Below are 21238 nucleotides of genomic sequence, written 5' to 3'. Positions count from 1 at the left end.
CCGAGCGCCCGGTCGGCACACATGCAGCCGACGTGCTTTTTGCGGTCAAGCGCACTTGAGAAACCAGTGCATCCAGCAAAAAGCCATGACGCGAAGCCATGAAAACCATTGATTTTACCAGATAAACGGGAAAATCGCCTGATTCGTCACGGGCTTACGTTTATATGGGACGGATGCGGGGCGGCAGCGCGTTCAGCGGGCCGCCCTGCAGGGATCAGCGCCCCTGACGTCCCCGGCCGCCGCCCACGACACCCAAGCGGGATTCGTGCGCCGACGCACTGCGCGGCTGCCAATCGTCGCCCCGCTGACCGCCTTCGCTGCGGGCGCCGCCCGCACGCGGCGTGCGCGGCTTGCCGCCCGCGCCGGGACCCTTGTTGTTGCCGCCAGCGCGTGCGCCTTCGGCCTTGTTGCCGCCGCGGCCGCCGGCAGCCGGCTTGCCGCCGCGCGCCGCATTGCCGCCGCGCGCGCCTGCCGGTTTGTTGCCGCCCGGCTTGCCGCCGCCCGGCTTGCCACCGGACTTGCCGCCGGGCCTGCGGCCCGTGCCAGCCGGCGCTTCCGCCATGCCGCCAACCGCCGGGTTCACGCCTGCGACATTGCCGCCCGCCGGGCTGCTGGCCATCGGGTTACCCGGGCCGGCGTTCGCCGCAGCGCGAGGCCCGCGAGCATTGCCGCCCGAGCGTCCACCCGCCTTGCCGCCCGGCTTACCGCCCGCCTTGCCACCGGGCTTGCCAGCGCCAGCGGGCCGCGAACCCGGCTTGCCCTTGCGATTGCCGAAGCCGCCCTCGCCCGAGAGCGGGTGGCCGTTGGCATAGCCGCCAGCAATCATCAGGCCGGTGCCGAACGGATCGGACGGACACGCCGCAGCCTGACCCGCACTGCCCACACCGCCGCCCTGCAACTTGCCGCGGCGCCCGATGCGGGCGCCATTCATGCCATTGCGGTCCAGCGTGCCAAACCCCGGGGGCAGCGCGCTGTCATGCGACTGCGGCTGCTTGGAACGGCGGCGGTTGCCGGACGAATCGTCGTCTTCACGCAACAACCCCAGTTGCACCATCAGCGCGGTCACGAGAGACGCATCCAGTTCGTCCCAGCGGCCACGACGCAGCGTGCGCGGCAGCACGACATCGCCAAAGCGCGTACGGATCAGGCGGCTGACCGTGACGCCAACCGCTTCAAACATGCGGCGCACTTCCCGGTTGCGGCCTTCTTGCAACGTGACGCGATACCAGCGGTTGCTGCCGTCGCCGCCCAGATACTCCAGCGCGCCGAACGCGGCCAGACCGTCTTCGAGTTCGATGCCGTCCACCAGCGACTGGCGCTGCGCTTCGTCCATTTCACCCAGGACACGGACGGCGTACTCGCGTTCCGTGCCATAACGGGGGTGCATGATCCGGTTGGCCATGTCGCCCGACGTCGTGAAGATGAGCAGGCCTTCGGTGTTCAAGTCCAGGCGGCCCACCGAGAGCCACTTGCCGGTGCGCAGCTTGGGCAAGCGCGCAAACACGCTGGCACGGCCGCCGGGGTCGTCGTGGCTGACGATCTCGCCGGCGGGCTTGTGATACAGGATCACGCGCGGCGGCTTCTTGGTGTTGGCGCGCATGATGGGCTTGCCGTTGACGCGCACCTGGTCGTTGGGACCCACGCGCTGGCCAATATGCGCCGGCTCGCCGTTGACGGACACGCGGCCCGCCACGATCAGTTCTTCCATTTCGCGGCGCGAGCCGATGCCGGCGTCGGCCAGCACCTTGTGCAGCTTGGGCATGACCGCTTCGCTGTTCAGGTACTTGCCCAGGCGCTGTTCCATGCGGTCAGCCGTGTCCAGGTAGGACAGGGCCTGTTCGGCCTCCTGCTCGCCGCCACGGTTGTCCGCGGACTCGACCGGCGCAACCGGCGCGGCAGCCTGGCCTTCGGCGGCGGGGGCCTGCTCGGCGGCCGCATCGCCACGACGGCGGCGGAACGGCGTCCTCAGCTTGCGTCCGCGGCCGCGGGCGCCGGCATCGCCTTCGGCGGCCGGTTCGCGCGCGGCGGAGGATTCCGGCGCGCCGGCAACGGCGTCATCCGAACGGGGGGTGTCGTCCTGTATTGCTGTATTCGTTGTCACTGGGACAGCTCCGAATTTCAAACTTGGGTAGGCCTGCCGGGAGCAGGCTCGTCATCATCTGGGGACGCCGAATCCCGTCCAGACCCGGACCGTTCGGGGTCCGCCTCTTCCGGTGCCGCGTCGGCGGCTTCGGCGTCGGGCTGAACAGCCCCGCCAAGACCATGAACGGGCTCACGCCTGGCGTCGCCAGGGGCCTCGGCATCGGTCTTGTCAGTCGGGTCAGTCGGTTCCGCGTGTTTTGCGTTCTCGACTCTTTCCTTTGCAGCACCGGCCTCGGAGGCATCGGCGGCCATATCGGAAGTGTCGTTGCCAGCCCTGTCGTCGGGAAGATCGGACGAGAGCGGCGTATTGGACAAGCCTTCGGCTTGCTCCCGGACGGTGGATTCGTCGGCGGGATCCGCGCCTTCTTCTGTGCGCGAAAGCTGGGATTCTACGCTATCGATGGCCGCCATGGGGGCCTCGTCTTCCGAAACAGACAATTCCGCAACAGGGAAGTTCTCGCGGTTTTGTTCGTCGAGGCCGGCCAACGACAGATTTTCGCCTTCGGGGGCCGCCTGGTCCGGATCAACACCCGAGCCCGGCTCTGCGCCATCGGCGCCGGACGTGGCGCCTTCTTGGGCAGCCTCGCCCGCTGGCGCGGCGCCCTCGCCTTCGGCCGGTTCCGGCCCCTCGCCCAGCACCTGCTGCACTTCGCCCAGGTCCAGCCCGGCGAGTGCGGCGGCCGCGTGCGCGGTTTCCAGCGGCGGCAGCTCGTCCAGCGCGCGCAGCCCCAGATCGTCCAGGAACTGACGCGTCGTGCCGAACAGCGCGGGGCGTCCTGGCGCGTCACGATGGCCGATCACCTCGATCCAGCCACGGTCTTCGAGGGCCTTGACGATCTGCGACGATACCGTCACGCCCCGGATGTCTTCGATATCCCCGCGCGTCACGGGTTGGCGCCAAGCCACGATGGCCAGCGTTTCCATCACGGCGCGGGAATATTTAGGCGGCTTTTCCGGGCTTAGACGCTCCAGATAGCGCTGCATGCTGGGGCGGCTCTGGAAACGCCAGCCGGAGGCAAGCTGCACAAGTTCCAACCCGCCGTCGGCCCAGTTGGCCTGCAAGGTCTCCAGCAGCCGGCGCACGGCACTGTTGTCGAATTGTTCATCATCCCCGAACAGCTTGCGCATATCGGAAATCTGCATCGGCTGCACCGCGCACAGCAGCGCGGTTTCCAGCACGAGTATTGCCTCGCTATCGTTCATCGACATCCAAATTCAAAAAGGGGCTAACTTGCGCTTGGTTTGAAATAAGGTTAATATTCTTTTCTCAGACGCGGGGTGGAGCAGTCTGGCAGCTCGTCGGGCTCATAACCCGAAGGTCGTAGGTTCAAATCCTGCCCCCGCAACCAATTTGATGAAGGCTCGGCATTCGCCGGGCCTTTTTCATTTGCGCCGCCGAACTGAATGCGCGAGAAACCGGCATTCGAATTGCGAATAAACCCGCGGCGGCAGACATCTTCGCGCGCAAACACCCGGGCCGCCGCATGAGCGGCGGCGCAACAGTCGATGTTGGCTTGCGAAATTGTCACTGGGTTCCTGTTTACCGCCGCGCCCCGGCCTCTTGGTGCGGCCCCGCGCAAAACCGCCGCGCTGACGCCAATAAGGCGGAATGCCTGCCGCTGCTGCGCAGCAGCGGCAAACGTCTGAGCAAAATCCGGTCTGAGCAAAATCTGGAAAAGCTGGCGCCAGCTATGCCGACGCCGGTCGCCAAAATGGCTGCGGAACGCGCCGGAACCACCAGCACCAAGCGTTATCCGCGAAAGTATTGATCGCAACGACTAGAACCAACAGGCATCGGCCACAGCCGCGCGACGCAGTAGCGCCGCTGCCAGACAGACACGCCCACTGGCACACCCCCATGCGCAATCCGAGCCGTGCCGCGGATTGCGCCGACCTGCCACCAGGCCGGAATGATTCTTAGGTTTTTTTAAGGTCAAATGCCGGCAAATTATACCGCCATATATTGCGCGCTCAAGCTGCGGCGCACCCGGAGCCTAGGCTGCCGGCCTGTCCCACGGGGCCGATCCCAGCCGCTCGGCAAGATAATCCAGCATCGAGCGCAAAATCAGCGGCATTTGCCGGCGCGAGGCATAAACGCCATAAATGCCAAGCTCCTGAGGCTTGCACTCGCGCAGGATGACTTGCAGCTTGCCGGACGCAATGTATTCGGCCGCGTAATAGGTGGGCAACATGGCGATGCCCGCCCCCTCCACCGCCGCGGACGACAACACCGACACTTCATTGGCGCTGATGTTGCCGCCGACCGGCACATCGACCGGCTCGCCGTCGCGTTCGAAACGCCAGAGGCTTTTGCCGAAATAGGAATGCGTCAGGCAGTTGCGCAATGACAGATCTTCAATGCGCGCCGGCACGCCTTCCCGCGCCAGATATTCCGGGGATGCGCAAACCACGGAGCGGCACACGGCCAGCTTGCGCGCAATCAGGTTGGGATCGAGGTCATTGGTGATCCGCACGGCGAGATCCACGCGCTCTTCCACCAGATTGACCGCCCGCTCCACCAGCATCAGGTCGACCGACGTGCCGGGGTGCCGCTTGACGTAGTCGGTGACAGCCGGCGCCAGGTGACGGGCGCCAAAGGACATGCTTGTGGTGATGCGCAGCAGGCCGCGCGGCGTGTCTTCGGGGGTGGCGACGGCGCTATGCAGGTCGCCGACCATATCCAGCATCTGGCGGCAGCGCGGCAGCGTTTCGGCGCCGGCCGGCGTCAGGCTCAGGCGCCGCGTGGTGCGATGCAAAAGACGCACGCCGACCCATTGCTCCATCTCGGCCAGGTAGCGAGACACCATGGCCCGCGACATGTCCAGATGGACGGCGGCCGCCGACAGGCTGCCCCGGTCGGCAACCTCGACGAACACCTGCATGGCTTTCAGTCGATCCATCTTCGTCTCGGCACGGGCATCAGACCGTACCGGTTATACCGTATTTCCGCGCCGCATCCGCAACGGAATATCGATCAATGAAACGGGGTCCTTCGAAAGGATCAGGCCGCGGGCTGACCCAGCGCCTCGCGCACGGCCCCGGCCACTTCCGTCTCCGCCACGCCACGCACGATGAGCACCAGCCGCGACGCGCGCGATTCGTCCGGCCACGCGCGCAAGGGATGCAGCGGGTACAACTCGCCATGAACGCCGTGCACCTCGCAGGGCATCGATTCACCCTCGAAGCAGATCAGCCCCTTCATCCTGAGCAAGCCCTGCCCATAGCGCTCCTGGATCCGGGCGATGCCTGCCAGAAACGCTGCCCGCCCGACGGGCGCCCGCAACGTGATCGACACACTGCCCACGCCCGCATGCCGAGCGCCCGGCGGCGTGGAAAAGGCCGCAAGCCAATTGGCGGCAATCACGCCGTCCTGCCGCGCAAAAAGATCCGGCGCCTCGCGCAGCATGAGCGCAAGCGGCTCGTCCGGGCGCTGCACGCACCGCCGCGCGCCGGGATTGACGGCGGCAATCGCCCGCTCGACCTGCTGCACTTGCGCCTGATCGGCCAGGTCGGACTTGCTGACCACAACCGTGTTGGCGAGCGCCAGCTGCCGGGACGCCTCGGGCTGCGTCTGCAACTGCCCGGCGCCCTGCGTCGCCGACACCACCACGATCGCGCCCCGGTACACGTAGCGTTCGGCCAGAAACCGGTCATGCTTGAGCGTGAAGAGAATGGGCGCCGGATCCGCGAGGCCGCTGGTTTCGATGACGACGTGCCGAAACGGCTTGATCTTGCGCCCGAGCGCCGACATGAACAGATCGCGCAAGGTGTCGACCACCGAGCCGCTGACGACGCAGCACAGGCAGCCGCCCTCGACCAACACGACATTGTCCGGGGCGAGCCGGACCAGATGATGATCGACCCCGATATCGCCGTATTCGTTGACGATGACCACCGCGCCGGCATAGGCGGGCTCTTGCAGCAGGCGATTGAGCAGCGACGTCTTTCCGCTGCCCAGAAAGCCGGACACTACGGTCACGCCCACGCGCTTGTCGTCACTCATGCCGATTCGACCCTTTGATGGACGCGCAACGGCGCCACGCCGCAAAAACCAAAAGGGCCGCTCACTTGCGTGAGCGGCCCAACATTCTTTTGGCTCCCCGAGCTGGGCTCGAACCAGCGACCTGCGGATTAACAGTCCGTCGCTCTACCGACTGAGCTATCGGGGATCTGCCAAGACCGAAATTATGAACTAAAAATTCATCGCGTGCAAACACCATCTTTTTCCGGATTTTTTTCACTCCTTGTTTCCCATCGCGAAAAAACTCTGATATGATTTCGGTCTTTCCAGATCGGGCCCCAAAAAAGGCATCGAACGGGAAAGAAAAAAGATGTTTTGCTTAGCGCTTTCCGGCTTGGTCCAGAAACAAAAGCAAATGGTCTTGCCGGCATAGCTCAGTTGGTAGAGCAGCGCATTCGTAATGCGAAGGTCGTAGGTTCGACTCCTATTGCCGGCACCAGATTTCCAAAAAGCAGCCCTCTCGGGCTGCTTTTTTCATTTCCGCCCCCGATCCTCGTCCCGCCCGCGCCTCCCCAGCCGGGAACTCGGGCTGATCGCCGCGCGTCCAACCCCCTTGGACCACCCCAGCGGAAAAAACCATGCGCATTCTTCTCGTGGAAGACGACATGATGATCGGCGAAAGCGTGCTGGACTGCCTGCGCGCGGAACACTACGCCGTTGATTGGGTCCGGGACGGCAGCGCGGCGGACTCGGCGCTGCGCACCGACCCCTACGACCTTGTCCTGCTCGACCTGGGCCTGCCCAAGCGCGACGGGCTGAGCTTGCTGCGCGACATGCGCACGCGCAAGGACCGTACGCCGGTGCTCATCGCCACCGCGCGCGACGCGGTCAGCGACCGGATCGCGGGGCTGGACGCCGGCGCCGACGACTACATCGTCAAGCCCTACGACGTGGACGAACTGCTGGCTCGCATGCGGGCGCTGATCCGCCGCAGCGCGGGCCGGGCCGAACCCATCTTCGAACACGAAGGCATCACCATCGACCCGCAGTCCCATGCCGCCATGGTCGACGGCGCGCCGGTCACGCTGACCGCCCGCGAATGGGCGGTGCTGGAACCCCTGATCGCCCGGCCCGGCATGATCTTCTCGCGCGCCCAGCTCGAAGAAAAACTCTACAGCTGGAAGGAGAGCATCAGCAGCAATGCCGTTGAGGTTTATATTCATGGCCTGCGCAAGAAACTGGGTCCGAACCTGATCCAGAACGTCAGAGGCGTCGGCTATGTCATCCCCAAAACATGAGCATTCCGCTTAGCTACTCGCTGAGAGCCAGGCTGCTTTTCTTTCTGCTGGCCGCCATCGCGGTCGGCGCGCTGGTGCAAGGCGCAATCGCCTACCGCAGCACCTTGGCGCAAGCCGACGACATCTTCGATTCGCTGCTGCAGCGCACCGCGCTGTCTCTGGGCACCGGCGACGGCTTGCTCAGCACGGGGCCGACGCACGCGCGCGGGGCGGGTTCGCCGGTTGCCGACGATCTCATCATCCAGATCTGGACGCCGGACGGCCTGCGGGTCTTCAATTCGCGCTCCCGCCTGCGCCTGCCCAGCCAGATCGTGCTGGGGTTTTCGGATGCCAGGCTCGAGGGCGAGACCTACCGCGTGTATTCGCTGGCCACGCCCTTCCAGGTGATCCAGGTGGCGCAGGATATGCGCGTGCGCAAGAACATGGCCAGCGCGCTTGCCCTGCGCACCGTCGCGCCGATCGCCGCGGCCGCGCCGCTGCTGATGCTGATCATCTGGTGCGTCGTGAGCTGGTCGCTGCGGCCGGTCAAGCGCGCCCGCGCGCAAGTGGCCGCGCGCCAGCCCGAAGACCTGTCGCCCGTGAGCGTGCGGGGGCTGCCCGATGAAATCCGCCCGCTGGTGCAGGAACTGAACCTGCTGCTCGAACGCATGCGCGGCGCCTTTGCCCAACAGAAGCAATTCGTGGGCGACGCGGCGCACGAATTGCGCTCGCCATTGGCGGCATTGCGCCTGCAGATGCAGGCGCTGCAGCGCGCAACCGACCCCGAGGCCCGCCAGGTTGCCGAGCAGCGCCTGGCCGCGGGCATCGATCGCGCCACGCGGCTGGTCGAGCAGTTGCTGTCGATGGCGCGCCAGGAAGGCGCGCAGGCGCAGACGCCGCTTGCGCCCGTGGATCTGGCCGACGTGCTGCGCCAGGCCATATCCGAGACGCTGCCGCAGGCGAGCGCCAAATCCATCGACATTGCGCTGGACGGCGAGGCAGAGGCACAGGTGCGCGGCAATCGCGATGCGCTGGTGCTGCTTGCGCGCAATCTGCTGGACAACGCGATCAAGCACTCGCCTGCCGGCGGGCGCGTCGGCATCCGCCTGGACCGCACGCCGGACCGGGTCTCGCTGCTGATCGACGACGCGGGACCGGGCATCCCCATCCACGAGCGCGAGCGCGTGTTCGACCGCTTCTATCGCGCCGAAGGCAACACGACGCATGGCAGCGGGCTGGGGCTGGCCATCGCGCGCACCATCGCCGACCGCCATGGCGCCACCATCACTTTGGAAGATCCGCCTGCCGGCCAGGGCCTGCGCGCGCGCGTGGATTTCCCTGCTTAAGTTTCCCCTAAGTGTCGGGCCTGAAGATAGCGCCATGTCCCCAACATGATCGCAGGAGCCGACATGAAGACCACGCAAATCAAACCCTCGCGCCTCATCATGGCGCTGCTGGCCGCCGGCGCCATTGGCGGCGCAGGTGCCACTGCCTTGACCGGCAGCGTTTCGATGGCTGCCGACGCCCCCACCGCGGCTTCGCAGCCGATCAGCGCGTCCGTGCCGCCCAATTTCGCGCAGATCACACGCGAATCCGGTCCGGCCGTCGTCAACATCAGCGTGAGTGGCACACGCAAGGTGTCCGCCGACGAGAGCGACGACCCGTTCGCCCAGTTCTTTGGCCAGATTCCCGGCTCTCGCGGCCGCGCGCCGGCCCGTGAAGTGCCGATGCGCGGCGAAGGCTCGGGCTTCATCGTCAGCTCGGACGGCATCATCCTGACCAACGCGCACGTGGTCCAGGACGCCAAGGAAGTGACCGTGAAGATGACCGACCGCCGCGAGTACAAGGCCAAGGTCCTGGGCGCCGATCCGCAGACCGACGTTGCCGTCATCAAGATCGATGCGAAGAACCTGCCGGTGGTCAAGGTGGGCGACGTCAACAAGCTGCAGGTGGGCGAATGGGTGCTGGCCATCGGCTCGCCCTATGGCCTGGAGAACACCGCCACCGCCGGCATCGTCAGCGCCAAGGGCCGCTCGCTGCCGGACGACACGTCGGTGCCGTTCATCCAGACCGACGTGGCCGTGAACCCGGGCAACTCGGGCGGCCCGCTGTTCAACGACCGCGGCGAAGTCGTGGGCATCAACTCGCAGATCTACAGCCGCACCGGCGGCTTCCAGGGTCTGTCGTTCTCGATCCCCATCGACCTGGCTTACAAGATCAAGGACCAGATCCTCGAGCACGGCAAGGTGCAGCATGCGCGCCTGGGCGTGACGGTCCAGGAAGTGAACCAGGACCTGGCCGATTCGTTCAAGCTGGATTCGCCGTCGGGCGCGCTGGTGTCGAGCGTCGAAAAGGGCAGCGCGGCGGATAAGGCCGGACTGCAGCCGGGCGACGTGGTGCGCAAGATCGACGGCAAGACCATCGTGTCGTCGGGCGACCTGGCTTCCACGATCACCATGGCCGCCCCCGGCGAGAAGATCAAGCTGGACGTGTGGCGCAATGGCGGGCAGAAGGAAATGGTCGCGACGCTGGGTGGCGTGCCCAAGGACAAGACGCAGGCGTCGGCCGACGGCCAGGAAGTGCAGCGCGGCCAGCTTGGGCTGGCGCTGCGCCCCCTGAGCCCGCAGGAGCAACAGGAGGCCGGAGCGGAAGGCTTGCTGATCGAACGTTCGGCCGGCCCCGCCGCCAAGGCTGGCATTCAGCCCGGCGACGTGCTGCTGTCGCTCAATGGTGTGCCGGTGCACAACGTCGGCCAGGTGAAGGCCGAGTTGTCCAAGGCGGGCAAGACCGTGGCCTTGCTGGTGAAGCGGGGCGAAGACAAGATCTTCGTGCCGGTGCAGATCGGCTGACCGGCCGCTGTGTCACTCCGCGTCGGGCTGGTTGCCCGGCGCGGCCTTTTCGAAAGCCGGCAAGGCCCGGCACGCCGCATCGATGCGCAGCACATTGGGCATGGCCGACAGGTCACACTCGAAGCGCTGCGCATTCGCCACTTGCGGCACCAGGCACAGGTCCGCGATGGTGGGCGTGTCGCCGTGGCAGAACTGGCCCGTGGCGCTTGAGCCGGCCAACTGGGCTTCCAGGGCTTCGAGCCCCTGATGCACCCAGTGCTTGTACCAGGCGGTTTTGGCCGCTTCGTCCACGCCCAGCGTGTGCTTCAGGTACTTCAGCACGCGCAGGTTGTTCAGCGGATGCGTGTCGCAGGCAATGCCCAGCGCCAGATCGCGCACCCGGGCGCGGCCGATGGCGTCGGCCGGCAGCAGCGGCGTCTGGGGATGGGTCTCTTCCAGGTATTCGATGATGGCCAGCGATTGGCCGATAACCGCATCGCCGTCGACCAGCGCCGGAACCAGAGCGGTCGGATTCACCTTGCGGTAATCGGCCGACAGCTGCTGGCCGCCGTCCTTCAGCAGATGGACCGGCACGTATTCGTAGGGCAAGCCCTTCAGGTTCAAGGCGATGCGAACGCGGTAAGCGGCCGAGCTGCGGAAGTAGCTGTAGAGCTGCATGAAGTCTCCTCGGTGTTCTTGTGGCGCCGCCCGCGTGGGCGGCGCTTGTTCATTCCAGCGATTCGGTCTGGGCCGCCTTGCGCGACAAGCCCTTGGGCAACGGGAACGCGACGTTTTCCTCAAGCCCCGGCATCTTGCGCACCGAGACGGCGCCCAGTTCCTTGACCCGCGCAATCACCTGCTGCACCAGCACTTCCGGCGCCGAGGCGCCCGCGGTCACGCCAATGCGCTTGCGGCCAGCCAGCCAGGCCGGATCGATGGAATCCGCGCCGTCGATCAGATAGGACGCGACGCCCTTGCGCTCGGCCACTTCGCGCAGCCGGTTGGAGTTCGAACTGTTCGGGCTGCCCACGACCAGCACCAGGTCGCATTCGGGCGCCATGACCTTGACCGCGTCCTGCCGGTTCTGCGTCGCATAGCAGATGTCGCTCTTCTTGGGCTCGGCAATGTTGGGAAAACGCGCCTTGAGCGCCTGCGACACGGCGGCCGCGTCGTCGACCGACAGCGTGGTCTGCGTGACGAAGGCCAGGTTTTCAGGGTTTGCGACATCAAGGCCGGCCACGTCCTCGACGGTTTCGACGAGATACATGCCGCCCTGCGCCTGCCCCAGGGTGCCCTCGACCTCGGGATGGCCCTTGTGGCCGATCATGATGATCTCGCGGCCGGCCGCGCGCATGCGCGCGACTTCTATGTGGACCTTGGTGACCAGCGGGCAGGTGGCGTCAAACACTTGCAGGCCGCGCGATTCGGCTTCGGCGCGCACGGCCTTGGAGACGCCATGCGCCGAAAACACCACGATGGCGCCCGCCGGGGCGTCCTCGAGCTCGTCAATGAAGATGGCGCCCTTGGCGCGCAGGTCTTCGACGACATAGCGGTTGTGAACGATCTCGTGGCGCACATAGATGGGCGCGCCGTGCAGCTCGATGGCCCGCTCGACGATATCGATGGCGCGATCCACGCCTGCACAGAAGCCGCGCGGCTGCGCCAGCAGGACTTCGGCGTCGGAGGCGGTGACAGCCTGGCTCATCAAAGCACTCCCAGCAGCGCGACGTCCACTTTCAGGCTGATGCCCGCCAGCGGGTGGTTGAAATCGAACAGGGCCGAATCGTCGTTGATTTCCTTCAGGACGCCCGAGTAGCGGCCCCCGTTGGGCGCGGTGAATTCGACCAGGTCGCCGGGTTCGAAGGTGGCATCCGCACCCGCGTGTTCGGCCAGCATGGCGCGCGTGACGCGCTGGATGAGTTCGGGGTTGCGGTCGCCATAGGCATCGGCGGGCTCGATGGTGACGCTGAACTTGTCGCCTTCGGCGCGGCCGACCAATGCGGCCTCAAGGCCGGGCGCCCATTGGCCGCTGCCCATTTGCAGCGTGCCGGGCCGGCCGTCGAAGGTATCCGTGAAGATGGAGCCCGCGCCCGGGCCGGACGCCAGCGTGATGCGGTAATGCAGCGTCAGGTAGGAATCCGGACGGACCAAAACGTTCACTTCATTAGAGGCGATGCTCACGATCTGCCACCGTATGGGTATTTGAGTAAACCCTGATTTTAGAGCCTCTTATGAAATTGTCCGTCCGGCTGCCAAAACAAGACCGTCCCCGAGAGCGCATGCTGCGCCACGGGGCCGCATCCATCCAGGACGCCGAGCTGCTTGCCGTCGCCCTGCGCACGGGCATTCCGGGGCTGAATGTGGTGGATCTGTGCCGCCAGCTGCTGGACCGGTTCGGCGGCCTGCGCGGCCTTTTAAGCACCTCGCCCGAGGAACTGATGGCCGTCGCCGGCCTGGGCTCGTCCAAGGCCTGCACCCTGGCGGCCTTGCTGGAACTGGCGCGCCGGGCGCTGGAAGAAGACCTGGTCAGGGACATCGCCATGAACCACCCGACCCGCGTGAAGCAATACTGCAAGGCGGCGCTCGGGCATCGCCAGGTCGAGCACTGCATCGCGCTCTACCTGGACGCCCAGCTGCGCCTGATCGCCACCGGCGAACTGGCGCGGGGCACGCTGTCGCAGGCGGCGGTCTACCCCCGGGAGGTCGTGCGCGAAGCCTTGCGCCACCACGCCGCGGCCCTCATCGTGGCGCACAATCATCCATCGGGCGTGGCCTCGCCAAGCGCCGCTGACCAGAGCTTCACCCGGCACCTGAAGCAAGCCCTGGCGCTGGTGGACGTCCGGCTGGTCGACCACCTGATCGTCGCGGGCGGCTCGGCGCTGTCGATGGCCGAGCTGGGCTGCCTCTGACCGCAACGCGGGCCGGAATTCCGTTAGACTACCGCCCGATATTGTTTTAGGCTTAACCAAATTTCGGCCCTCGCGACCCTTCTTGCCTGCCATGAAACGCCTGTGGGACATTTCCCCGCCCGTCTCGACGGCATCGCCCGTGTTTCCGGGCGACACGCCGTACCGCCAGCAATGGAAGTGGTCGCTCACGCCTGGCTGTCCGGTCAATGTCAGCGAAATCACGCTGTCGCCGCACATCGGTGCGCATGCCGACGCCCCGCTGCACTACCAAAATGGGGCCGCAGCCATCGGCGCGGTCTCGCTTGAACCCTTTCTGGGCCCCTGCCGCGTCATCCACGCGATCGACTGCGGCGCGCTCATCACCATCGATCACCTTGCCCATGCGGCGCACAACCTGCCGCCCCGCGTGCTGGTGCGCACCGCCAAGCATGCCGCGCAGGACTGGTGGACGGACGACTTCTCCGCCTACGCGCCCCAGACGATCGAATGGCTGGCCGAACGCGGCGTCATGCTGATCGGTCTGGACACCGCCAGCATCGACCCCGCTTCCAGCAAGACCCTGGACAGCCACCACACGATCTTGCGGCATGACATGCGGGTACTGGAGAACCTGGTGCTCGACGACGTGCCGGAAGGCGATTACGAGTTGATCGCCTTGCCGTTGGCGCTGGTCCAGGCCGATGCCAGCCCGGTCCGCGCGGTCCTGCGCGAACTGTAGGCTGATTTGCCTGCCTGGGAGCGGCTGCGCGACTGCAGCCGCCCCGCCTGGAGAATCGACCATGCAATTGCTTTTCGCGCCCCACTGGCGCGCGCTGCCCGCATCCGCCCGCCGCGCCGCCCCGCCCTGCCCCGGAGGCCGCGCATGAACCAGAACGAACGCCCCGAAGACATCGTCCGCGAGGAAAAAGCGCAGCTCGATTTCGCGCGCGACATGACCTACGGCGATTACCTGCATCTGGACGAACTGCTCGGCGCCCAGCATCCGATGTCGCCCGAGCACAACGAAATGCTGTTCATCATCCAGCACCAGACCAGCGAACTGTGGATGAAGCTGATGCTGCACGAGCTGCGCGCGGCGATCGCCAGCGTGGCAGCAGACCGTCTGCAGCCCGCCTTCAAGATGCTGGCGCGTGTCAGCAAGATCATGGAGCAGCTCGTTCACGCCTGGGACGTGCTGGCCACCATGACGCCCCCCGAATACTCCGCGTTGCGTCCCTATCTGGCGCGGTCGAGCGGATTCCAGAGCTACCAGTACCGCCAGGTCGAATTCCTGCTGGGCAACAAGAACGCGGCAATGCTCAAGCCGCACTCGCACCGCGCCGACCTGCTGGCCCAGGTGCAAAGCGCCTACGAGGCGCCGTCCCTGTATGACGAGGCGCTGCGGCTGCTGGCGCGCAATGGCCTGGACATTCCCGCGGACTACCTGGAGCGCGATTGGACGCAGCCCTATCAGGCGTCTGCGGCGGTTGAAGCCGCGTGGCTGGCGGTCTACCGCGACACGGACCGCTACTGGGCGCTGTACCAGCTGGGCGAAAAGCTGACCGACCTGGAAGATGCCTTCCGGCTGTGGCGCTTTCGCCACGTGACGACGGTCGAACGGGTCATCGGCTTCAAGCGCGGCACGGGCGGCACGTCCGGGGTGGATTACCTGCGGCGCATGCTGGAAGTCGTGCTGTTTCCGGAAATCTGGAAGCTGCGCACGGATCTCTGACGTTCTCTCGCATCAAGGCGCCCGGGCCGCAGGCTGGCCCAGGCGCCCACTTACGGCTGGCCGAGGGCAATATCGCGTGCTAGAATGCGGGGTTACTTTTTGGATACGTGGCTAGCGCCTGTCGCGCCAATGGGTGTAGGTAAGCCCAACCCGGGCAGCGACCCAGGCAGCTGTAGCTGGCGACCCTAACTCTTGAAAAAGACTCGACCGAGTCTAGGAAAGCACCATGAAAGAAGGCATTCACCCCGAATACCGCGAAGTCGTCTTCGCCGACCTGCAAACGGGCAACAAGTTCATCACCCGTTCCACCGTCCAGACGCGCGAAACCGTCGAACTCGACGGCAAGACGTACCCGCTCTTCAAGTGCGACGTGACCTCCGAATCGCACCCGTTCTACACTGGCGCCCAGACCCGCATCGTCGAAACCGGCCGCGTGGAAAAGTTCCGCGCCCGCTTCGCCCGCACTGCTGGCACGGTCAAGTCCGCTTCCTGATCCTGTTGCTCCTGCGGGAGTCACAGCAAAAAGGCAGCCTTCGGGCTGCTTTTTTTTCCCCCCTTGACGCCGGACAATCGGTCAGGGGGTGGCGCATTCCGACCACTCGGTTACATTAACGCCCGTGTCCCCACTTTCCATTTCCACCCCGGCCCGGCTGACGTCGGTCGCCACCGCAAAACTGCCCCGCCTCATCCTGCTGGGCCTGTCCCTGGCCTACATCGTGGCCGGGCTGTTCATGCGCGACCCGTGGAAAACCGACGACGCCGTCGGACTGGCGACCATGATCACCGCGATCCGCGAAGGCGGCCTGACTTGGCTGCTGCCGCAGGTGGGGCATCTGGCCCACGCCGAGGAAGGTCCGCTGATCACGTGGGTGGGCGCGATCAGCATCTGGCTGTTTGGCCCGTTCATCGGCGACATCACCGCCGGCCGCCTACCCAACCTGCTGTGGTTCGGCATCACGGCCTCGAGCGTCTGGTACGGCACGTATCTGCTGGGCCGCCGCGCCGAGGCCCAGCCGCTGGCGCTGCCCTTCGGCGGTGAACCCGAACCCCGCGACTACGGCCGCATGCTGGCCGATGCCGCCCTGCTGCTGCTGCTCGCCACCGTCGGCATCCTGCAGCGCACCCATGAAACGACGGTCATGCCCGCGATCATGGCCTGCCAGGCGCTGGCGTTCTATTCGCTGGCCCGCACCGTGGACCGCCCCGTCACCGGCTCCACCACACTGGGCATCGCGCTGGCCGCCAGCTTTCTGACGCGCGGCTGGGTCGGCGCCCTGCCCATCATGATCGGCGCGGCGCTGGCCTTCTATCCCCGCAGCCCGCTCTGGAAATGCAAGCGCTGGCTGCTCTGGGCCGCAGTGCTGGCCGCCGGCCTGATCCTCGCCTGGTGGATCCCTGCCAGCCAGGGCAGCGAATACTGGATTCGCAACTGGAAGACCTGGAACCTGTCGTCGTTCGCCATCCCGGGCCTGCACGACGCCGCCCGCACACTGCGCGACCTGCCGTGGTACCTGTGGCCGACCTGGCCGCTGGCGCTGCTGGCCATCTGGCGCTGGCGTGCCTGGATCCATGCCCCGCACATCTGGGTGCCCCTGATGCTGCTGGCGTGCTCAACCGTCATCCTGTTCTTCGTGGACGAGGCCGGCGATTCCGAATTCGTGCTGCTGGCCGTGCCGTGCGCGGTGCTGGGCGCGTTCTCGCTACCCACCCTGCGCCGCGGCGTGGTGAACACGCTGGACTGGTTTGCCGTCATGTGCTTTTCGCTGACCGTGGCCACGGCCTGGCTCGGTTGGGTGGCGCTGCATTTCCATTGGCCGGCGCAGATTTCCCGCAACATCGCCCGCCAGACCACCGGCTATGAGCCCGTGATCTCGTGGGTGGCCTTTGCCCTGGCCGTCCTTTTCACGCTGGGGTGGATCGTCCTGGTCGTATGGCGGCTGCGCGTGCGCCCGCAGGCGCTGTGGCGCGGCACGGTGCTGTCGGCTGGCGGCCTGACCGTGACCTGGATCCTGCTGGTGCTGCTGTGGCAACCCGCGGTGGACTACGCGCGCAGCTATCGCACCGTGTCGGGCCAGCTGGCCGAGGCCATCGCGCAGCACAAGCGTCCTGGCGAGTGCATCCGCGGCCTGAGCCTGGGCAGCGGGCAACGCGCCTCGTTCCTCATCTTCAACAACCTGTCGTTCCCGTTCGACACGCGCTGCACGCTGGTCCTGCAACAGACCACCAACCAAAGCCTGCGCGACGGCACCGCTGCCTACAGCGAAGGCGCCGAAGTCCTCTGGCAAGGCGGCCGCCGCGCCGACCGTTCCGAAACCTTCCGCCTGCTGCGCACCGGCGCCAAGCCATGACCCCTGCCATGACGGCGCCGATGACCTTCGGCGCCACCCTGCGCGGGATCCTCAAGCAGGCCTGGCCCGTGCTCATCAGCCAGTGGGCCAGCATTTCGTTCGGCGTGCTGGACACCGCCATGACGGGGCATTCCAGCCCCGACGACCTGGCGGCGATGGCGCTTTCCGCTTCCATCTACATCACGATCTTCGTCGGCCTGATGGGCGTCGTGCATGCCCTGATCCCGATCCTGGCGCAGCAATTCGGCGCCGGCAACAACCTGGAAGTCGGCAAAAGCTGGGGCCAGGGCGTGTGGCTGGCGCTTGGCCTGTCGGTCGTGGGCGCGGTGCTGATGCTGTTTCCGGACATGTGGCTCTTCATGTCGGGCGATGTTGCCCCCGGCGTGCGAGACCGCATCGCGTCCTACCTGCAGGCGCTGGTCCTGGCCCTGCCCGCCGCGCTGGTGTTCCGCACCATCTATGCGCTGGGCACCGCGGTGTCGCGGCCCAAGCTCGTCATGGCCATCAACCTGTCCATCATCGGCTTCAAGGCGCTGTTCAACTGGATCTTCATCTACGGCAAGCTGGGCCTGCCCGCGATGGGCGCGGCCGGCGCGGGGCTGGCCACGGCCGTGGTGTCCTGGATGAGCCTGGGCCTGGGCCTGTGGGTGATCACGCACGACCGCTACTACCGCCGTTTCCAGCTGCGCATCGGCAAGCCGGACTGGAAGGCGCTCAAGGAACTGCTGCGTCTGGGCGTCCCGATGGGCGGCTCTTACCTGGTCGAGGTGTCGGCGTTCACCTTCATGGCGCTGCTAGTGGCGCGCGAGGGCACCTTCGTGACCGGCGGGCATCAGATCATGTCGAACCTGGCCGCGCTCTGCTACATGATGCCGATGGCGCTGGGCGTGGCGACCGCCGCGCTGACGGCGCAGGCCATCGGCGCGGGCAACTACGCGCATGCGCACCGCACCGGCATGGCCGGCCTGGCGCTGGGCCTGATAGGCGCGCTGCTGACGGCCGCCGTGCTGCTGATCGGCCGCCCGCTCATCCTGGCCGCGTACACGGACGACGCCGCGGTCGCTGCCGTGGCGACCACGTTGCTCGCCGTCCTGCCGCTGTTCCATCTGTTCGATTCGATGCAGTGCATCAACTCGTACCTACTGCGCGCCTACAAGATCGCCGTCGTGCCGCTGATCCTGCAGACGGTCGCGCTGGCCGGCGTGGGACTGGTGGGCGGCTGGTGGTTCGGCTTCGGTCCCGGCCAGGGCGGCATCGACGGCCTGCGAGACCTGCTGGTGCCGGGATCGCCGCAAGGCGCCGGCAGCATGTGGCTGATGGCCATGTTCGGCCTGGCGTTGTCGGCCGCCCTGCTGCACTTCTGGTACCGGCGGATCCTGCGCACCGTGGGGCAGTAGTGACGGCGCAATGAAAAAAGCAGCCTTGCGGCTGCTTTTTTTTACTTCGGACGCTTGTCGATCACCCGGCGCGCCTTGCCGGTCAACGTGCGTTCCACATGCCCGGCATCCGACACCTGGATGCGCGCGCTGACGCCAATGTGCGTCTTGACCGCGTGCTGCAACTGCTTGCCCAGATTGGCGCGTTCAGCGTCGGACAGGCCCGAGAACTCGGCGCGCACTTCGGTCAGGATCTCCAGCTCGTCCATGTTGCCCGTGCGGCTCAGCACCAGCTGGTAATGCGGCGCAAGCTGCGCGATCTTCAGGACCAGTTCTTCCACCTGCGTGGGGAACATGTTCACGCCGCGCACGATCAGCATGTCGTCGCTGCGGCCCGTGATCTTGCCGATGCGGCGCATGCTGCGCGCCGTGGGCGGCAACAGGCGGGTCAGGTCGCGCGTGCGGTAGCGCACGATGGGCATCGCTTCCTTGGTCAGCGACGTGAACACCAGTTCGCCCGGTTCGCCGTCGGCCACCGGTTCGCCCGTGTCCGGGTTGATGATCTCGGCGTAGAAATGATCTTCCCAGACGACCGGACCGTCCTTGGTCTCGACGCATTCGCTCGCCACGCCCGGGCCCATCACTTCGGACAGGCCATAGATGTCGACGGCGTCGATGCCGGCTTCGGCCTCGATGTCGGCGCGCATCTGGCCCGTCCAGGGTTCGGCCCCGAAAATGCCGATGCGCAGCGAGCTTTGACGCGGATCGATACCCTGGCGGCGCTGCTCTTCCAGGATGTTGCAGAAATAGGAAGGCGTGACCATGATGATGTCCGGACGGAAATCATTGATCAGCTGGACCTGCTTTTCAGTCTGTCCGCCCGACATCGGAATGACCGTGCATCCCAGGCGTTCGGCTCCGTAGTGCGCGCCCAGGCCGCCCGTGAACAGCCCGTAGCCGTAGGCCACGTGAACCGTATCGCCGGGCTTGCCGCCCGCCGCGCGGATCGAACGGGCCACCAGGTTGGCCCAGTTGTCCAGGTCGCCCTGCGTGTAGCCCACCACGGTCGGCTTGCCGGTCGTGCCGCTGGACGCGTGGATGCGCGAGATGCGCTCGCGCGGCACGGCAAACATGCCGAACGGATAGTTCTCGCGCAGTTCTTTCTTGGTGGTGAACGGGAACTTCGAAATATCGGACAACTGCTTCAGGTCGTCCGGGTGCACGCCGGCTTCGTCGAACGCCTTTTTGTAGTGCGGCACGTTTTCGTACGCATGCTTGAGGGTCCACTTCAAGCGGTCCAGCTGCAGCGCCCGCAGCTCGTCCTGGCTGGCATGCTCGATAGGATCCAGTCCCGGCTTGCTCATGGTGTTGGGCATGATGATGTCTCTCTTCTCTTTGGTTCTGTAATGCAGTCAGGCGTCCGCGGGCGTCCCGACGATCTGGCCCTTGATGCGGTACGAACGTCCCCGGAACAAGGCCACGTTGCGGCCGTCCTGGTTGGTCACGGTGACGTCGTAGACGCCGGTGCGGCCAGCGAGCGAACGCTCCTGGGCCACGGCGGTCAGCAGGTCGCCCTCGAATCCCGGCGCCAGATAGTCGATCGTGCAACCCGACGCCACGGTGCTGACATTGCGCGAATTGCACGAGAACGCGAAGGCGCTGTCGGCCAGGGCGAAGATGAAGCCGCCGTGGCAGGTCTTGTGGCCGTTCAGCATGTCGGGCCGCACCCGCATGGTCAGCCGCGCGTAGCCCGGCGCCATTTCCTCGACCTTCATGTCCAGGCCTTGCGAGGCCGCGTCGCCGGCATACATCACCGAGCCCACGGCCTGCGCCAGTTCCTGCGGATCGGCAGGCACTTCAACGGGGGGAACGTGAACGCTCATCATTGCCCCTTGAACTGCGGTTCGCGTTTGCCCAGGAATGCGGCCACGCCTTCGGCATAGTCGGCGCTGCGGCCCAGTTCGCGCATCATGTCGCGTTCCAGGTCCAGCTGCGTGGACAGGTCATTGCCCAGGCTGGCCTGCAGCGCCCGCTTGGTGAACGCCAGGCCCTTGGTGGGCGCGGCCGCGAAATGCGTGGCCAGGCGCTCCAGCGCGGCGTCGAATTCCTCGTCGGCCACGCATTGCCAGATCAGGCCCCACTCTTCTGCCTGCTTGGCGCTCAGCTTGTCGCCCAGCATGGCCAGGCCCATGGCACGGGCGCGGCCCACCAGACGGGGCAGCGCGAACGTGCCGCCCGTATCCGGAATGAGCCCCAGGCGGCAGAACGACTGGATGAAGTTGGCCGACGCCTTGGCGATGACGATGTCGCCCGCAAACGCCAGATTGGCGCCCGCCCCCGCCGCCACGCCGTTCACGCCCACCACGACCGGCATGGGCAAGGCGCCCAGCCGGCGCACCAGCGGCGCGTAGAACTTGTCGACGGTCTCGCCCAGATCGGGCGGCGTGCCGTCGGGCGCGGGCTTGCGCTCGCTCAGGTCCTGGCCGGCGCAGAAACCGCGGCCGGCGCCCGTCAGCACCAGCACGCGCGCGCCTTCGGTTTCGACGCGGGTCAGCGCGTCGGCAACTTCCGCGTGCATGTTGGCCGTGAAGCTGTTGAGCTTGTCCGGGCGGTTAAGCGTCAGGCGCGCGATGCCGCCCGACAGGTCGAATTGAATATCCTGGTAGGTCATGTGCGATCGCCCGGC

Annotated in this window: 20 protein-coding genes and 3 tRNA genes; 12 read left to right on the top strand and 11 right to left on the bottom strand. The window is 66.3% G+C overall.

What is annotated here, in order from left to right; genetic code table 11:
- Positions 1-214: 214 nt before the first annotated feature.
- Both rluB and scpB read right to left on the bottom strand, forming a co-directional pair.
- Positions 215-2101, bottom strand: a complete 1887-nt coding sequence (gene rluB / locus H4P35_RS07360; RefSeq protein WP_226848543.1) for a 23S rRNA pseudouridine(2605) synthase RluB — start codon at positions 2099-2101, stop codon at positions 215-217.
- A 17-nt stretch (positions 2102-2118) separates the two neighbouring features.
- Positions 2119-3351, bottom strand: a complete 1233-nt coding sequence (scpB, locus tag H4P35_RS07355) for an SMC-Scp complex subunit ScpB (RefSeq protein ID WP_226848542.1) — start codon at positions 3349-3351, stop codon at positions 2119-2121.
- Positions 3352-3414: 63 nt separating this feature from the next.
- Here scpB and H4P35_RS07350 point away from each other — a divergent pair.
- Positions 3415-3491, top strand: a tRNA-Met gene (locus H4P35_RS07350).
- 135 nt (positions 3492-3626) lie between these two features.
- Positions 3627-3911 carry a hypothetical protein gene (locus H4P35_RS07345; protein WP_226848541.1) on the top strand — a complete coding sequence of 95 codons (285 nt, stop codon included), beginning with the start codon at positions 3627-3629 and terminating at the stop codon, positions 3909-3911.
- Between the two features lie 225 nt (positions 3912-4136).
- On the opposite strand, the gene H4P35_RS07340 is transcribed toward H4P35_RS07345, so the two are convergent.
- The 3 genes from H4P35_RS07340 to H4P35_RS07330 all read right to left on the bottom strand — a co-directional run bounded on the left by H4P35_RS07340 (position 4137) and on the right by H4P35_RS07330 (position 6311).
- Complete coding sequence (locus H4P35_RS07340; protein ID WP_142050041.1) at positions 4137-5042, bottom strand: LysR family transcriptional regulator; 906 nt, start codon at positions 5040-5042, stop codon at positions 4137-4139.
- Positions 5043-5143: 101 nt separating this feature from the next.
- Entirely contained in the window at positions 5144-6145 is a 1002-nt protein-coding gene (locus tag H4P35_RS07335) for a GTP-binding protein (protein ID WP_226848540.1), read from the bottom strand.
- 90 nt (positions 6146-6235) lie between these two features.
- Positions 6236-6311 (bottom strand) — tRNA-Asn (locus tag H4P35_RS07330).
- 215 nt (positions 6312-6526) lie between these two features.
- Between H4P35_RS07330 and H4P35_RS07325 the strand changes: the two genes are divergently transcribed.
- The 4 genes from H4P35_RS07325 (at position 6527) to H4P35_RS07310 (ending at position 10229) form a co-directional block, all read left to right on the top strand.
- Positions 6527-6602 (top strand) — tRNA-Thr (locus tag H4P35_RS07325).
- Positions 6603-6741: 139 nt separating this feature from the next.
- Positions 6742-7401, top strand: a complete 660-nt coding sequence (locus tag H4P35_RS07320; protein ID WP_180099145.1) for a response regulator — start codon at positions 6742-6744, stop codon at positions 7399-7401.
- A complete protein-coding gene (locus H4P35_RS07315) occupies positions 7398-8726 on the top strand; it encodes an ATP-binding protein (RefSeq protein ID WP_226848539.1) in 1329 nt (442 codons plus the stop codon). Before H4P35_RS07320 ends, H4P35_RS07315 begins: the two co-directional genes overlap by 4 nt.
- 63 nt (positions 8727-8789) lie before the next feature.
- Entirely contained in the window at positions 8790-10229 is a 1440-nt protein-coding gene (locus tag H4P35_RS07310) for a DegQ family serine endoprotease (protein ID WP_226848538.1), read from the top strand.
- A 12-nt stretch (positions 10230-10241) separates the two neighbouring features.
- Here H4P35_RS07310 and maiA read toward each other — a convergent pair whose 3' ends face one another.
- The 3 genes from maiA to H4P35_RS07295 are packed head-to-tail and all read right to left on the bottom strand — an operon-like array spanning position 10242 to position 12389.
- On the bottom strand, positions 10242-10886 hold the full coding sequence (gene maiA / locus H4P35_RS07305; protein ID WP_056322364.1) for a maleylacetoacetate isomerase: 645 nt from the start codon (positions 10884-10886) through the stop codon (positions 10242-10244).
- A 49-nt stretch (positions 10887-10935) separates the two neighbouring features.
- Positions 10936-11913, bottom strand: coding sequence for a 4-hydroxy-3-methylbut-2-enyl diphosphate reductase (gene ispH, locus H4P35_RS07300; RefSeq protein WP_056322361.1), 978 nt, complete (start codon positions 11911-11913; stop codon positions 10936-10938).
- Entirely contained in the window at positions 11913-12389 is a 477-nt protein-coding gene (locus tag H4P35_RS07295; protein ID WP_175156248.1) for a peptidylprolyl isomerase, read from the bottom strand. The genes ispH and H4P35_RS07295 overlap by 1 nt, the downstream gene beginning before the upstream one ends.
- A gap of 50 nt (positions 12390-12439) precedes the next feature.
- Here H4P35_RS07295 and radC point away from each other — a divergent pair, with 50 nt between their 5' ends.
- The 6 genes from radC to H4P35_RS07265 all read left to right on the top strand — a co-directional run bounded on the left by radC (position 12440) and on the right by H4P35_RS07265 (position 18573).
- Positions 12440-13117 carry a DNA repair protein RadC gene (radC, locus tag H4P35_RS07290; protein ID WP_152383795.1) on the top strand — a complete coding sequence of 226 codons (678 nt, stop codon included), beginning with the start codon at positions 12440-12442 and terminating at the stop codon, positions 13115-13117.
- Positions 13118-13208: 91 nt separating this feature from the next.
- Positions 13209-13835 carry an arylformamidase gene (kynB, locus tag H4P35_RS07285; protein WP_056322353.1) on the top strand — a complete coding sequence of 209 codons (627 nt, stop codon included), beginning with the start codon at positions 13209-13211 and terminating at the stop codon, positions 13833-13835.
- Positions 13836-13979: 144 nt separating this feature from the next.
- Entirely contained in the window at positions 13980-14828 is an 849-nt protein-coding gene (gene kynA, locus H4P35_RS07280) for a tryptophan 2,3-dioxygenase (RefSeq protein ID WP_226848537.1), read from the top strand.
- 226 nt (positions 14829-15054) lie between these two features.
- Complete coding sequence (locus H4P35_RS07275) at positions 15055-15321, top strand: type B 50S ribosomal protein L31 (protein WP_008164119.1); 267 nt, start codon at positions 15055-15057, stop codon at positions 15319-15321.
- 124 nt (positions 15322-15445) lie between these two features.
- Complete coding sequence (locus tag H4P35_RS07270) at positions 15446-17176, top strand: glycosyltransferase family 39 protein (protein WP_152383793.1); 1731 nt, start codon at positions 15446-15448, stop codon at positions 17174-17176.
- The gene (locus H4P35_RS07265) at positions 17173-18573 is read left to right on the top strand and encodes an MATE family efflux transporter (RefSeq protein ID WP_155721765.1); all 1401 of its coding nucleotides are present in this window, start codon (positions 17173-17175) and stop codon (positions 18571-18573) included. The genes H4P35_RS07270 and H4P35_RS07265 overlap by 4 nt, the downstream gene beginning before the upstream one ends.
- 41 nt (positions 18574-18614) lie before the next feature.
- On the opposite strand, the gene paaK is transcribed toward H4P35_RS07265, so the two are convergent.
- The 3 genes from paaK to paaG are packed head-to-tail and all read right to left on the bottom strand — an operon-like array spanning position 18615 to position 21223.
- Complete coding sequence (gene paaK, locus H4P35_RS07260) at positions 18615-19928, bottom strand: phenylacetate--CoA ligase PaaK (RefSeq protein WP_062838629.1); 1314 nt, start codon at positions 19926-19928, stop codon at positions 18615-18617.
- Between the two features lie 36 nt (positions 19929-19964).
- The gene (gene paaI / locus H4P35_RS07255; RefSeq protein WP_180099141.1) at positions 19965-20435 is read right to left on the bottom strand and encodes a hydroxyphenylacetyl-CoA thioesterase PaaI; all 471 of its coding nucleotides are present in this window, start codon (positions 20433-20435) and stop codon (positions 19965-19967) included.
- Entirely contained in the window at positions 20435-21223 is a 789-nt protein-coding gene (paaG, locus tag H4P35_RS07250) for a 2-(1,2-epoxy-1,2-dihydrophenyl)acetyl-CoA isomerase PaaG (protein ID WP_056322341.1), read from the bottom strand. The genes paaI and paaG overlap by 1 nt, the downstream gene beginning before the upstream one ends.
- Between the last annotated feature and the right edge of the window lie 15 nt (positions 21224-21238).

This window comes from Achromobacter sp. 77 (genome assembly GCF_020541125.1).
In the GTDB taxonomy this organism is placed as follows: Bacteria; Pseudomonadota; Gammaproteobacteria; order Burkholderiales; family Burkholderiaceae_B; genus Achromobacter; species Achromobacter mucicolens.
The sequence above is the reverse complement of the archived record's forward strand: the minus strand, read 5'-3'. Positions and strand labels throughout refer to the sequence as shown.

Coding starts and splice junctions, on each gene's coding strand:
- scpB (WP_226848542.1), bottom strand. CDS start 3,351: ATGTCGATGAACGATAGCGAGGCAATACTCGTGCTGGAAACCGCGCTG.
- H4P35_RS07345 (WP_226848541.1), top strand. CDS start 3,627: ATGAGCGGCGGCGCAACAGTCGATGTTGGCTTGCGAAATTGTCACTGG.
- H4P35_RS07340 (WP_142050041.1), bottom strand. CDS start 5,042: ATGGATCGACTGAAAGCCATGCAGGTGTTCGTCGAGGTTGCCGACCGG.
- H4P35_RS07335 (WP_226848540.1), bottom strand. CDS start 6,145: ATGAGTGACGACAAGCGCGTGGGCGTGACCGTAGTGTCCGGCTTTCTG.
- H4P35_RS07320 (WP_180099145.1), top strand. CDS start 6,742: ATGCGCATTCTTCTCGTGGAAGACGACATGATGATCGGCGAAAGCGTG.
- H4P35_RS07315 (WP_226848539.1), top strand. CDS start 7,398: ATGAGCATTCCGCTTAGCTACTCGCTGAGAGCCAGGCTGCTTTTCTTT.
- H4P35_RS07310 (WP_226848538.1), top strand. CDS start 8,790: ATGAAGACCACGCAAATCAAACCCTCGCGCCTCATCATGGCGCTGCTG.
- maiA (WP_056322364.1), bottom strand. CDS start 10,886: ATGCAGCTCTACAGCTACTTCCGCAGCTCGGCCGCTTACCGCGTTCGC.
- ispH (WP_056322361.1), bottom strand. CDS start 11,913: ATGAGCCAGGCTGTCACCGCCTCCGACGCCGAAGTCCTGCTGGCGCAG.
- radC (WP_152383795.1), top strand. CDS start 12,440: ATGAAATTGTCCGTCCGGCTGCCAAAACAAGACCGTCCCCGAGAGCGC.
- kynB (WP_056322353.1), top strand. CDS start 13,209: ATGAAACGCCTGTGGGACATTTCCCCGCCCGTCTCGACGGCATCGCCC.
- kynA (WP_226848537.1), top strand. CDS start 13,980: ATGAACCAGAACGAACGCCCCGAAGACATCGTCCGCGAGGAAAAAGCG.
- H4P35_RS07275 (WP_008164119.1), top strand. CDS start 15,055: ATGAAAGAAGGCATTCACCCCGAATACCGCGAAGTCGTCTTCGCCGAC.
- H4P35_RS07265 (WP_155721765.1), top strand. CDS start 17,173: ATGACCCCTGCCATGACGGCGCCGATGACCTTCGGCGCCACCCTGCGC.
- paaK (WP_062838629.1), bottom strand. CDS start 19,928: ATGCCCAACACCATGAGCAAGCCGGGACTGGATCCTATCGAGCATGCC.
- paaI (WP_180099141.1), bottom strand. CDS start 20,435: ATGAGCGTTCACGTTCCCCCCGTTGAAGTGCCTGCCGATCCGCAGGAA.
- paaG (WP_056322341.1), bottom strand. CDS start 21,223: ATGACCTACCAGGATATTCAATTCGACCTGTCGGGCGGCATCGCGCGC.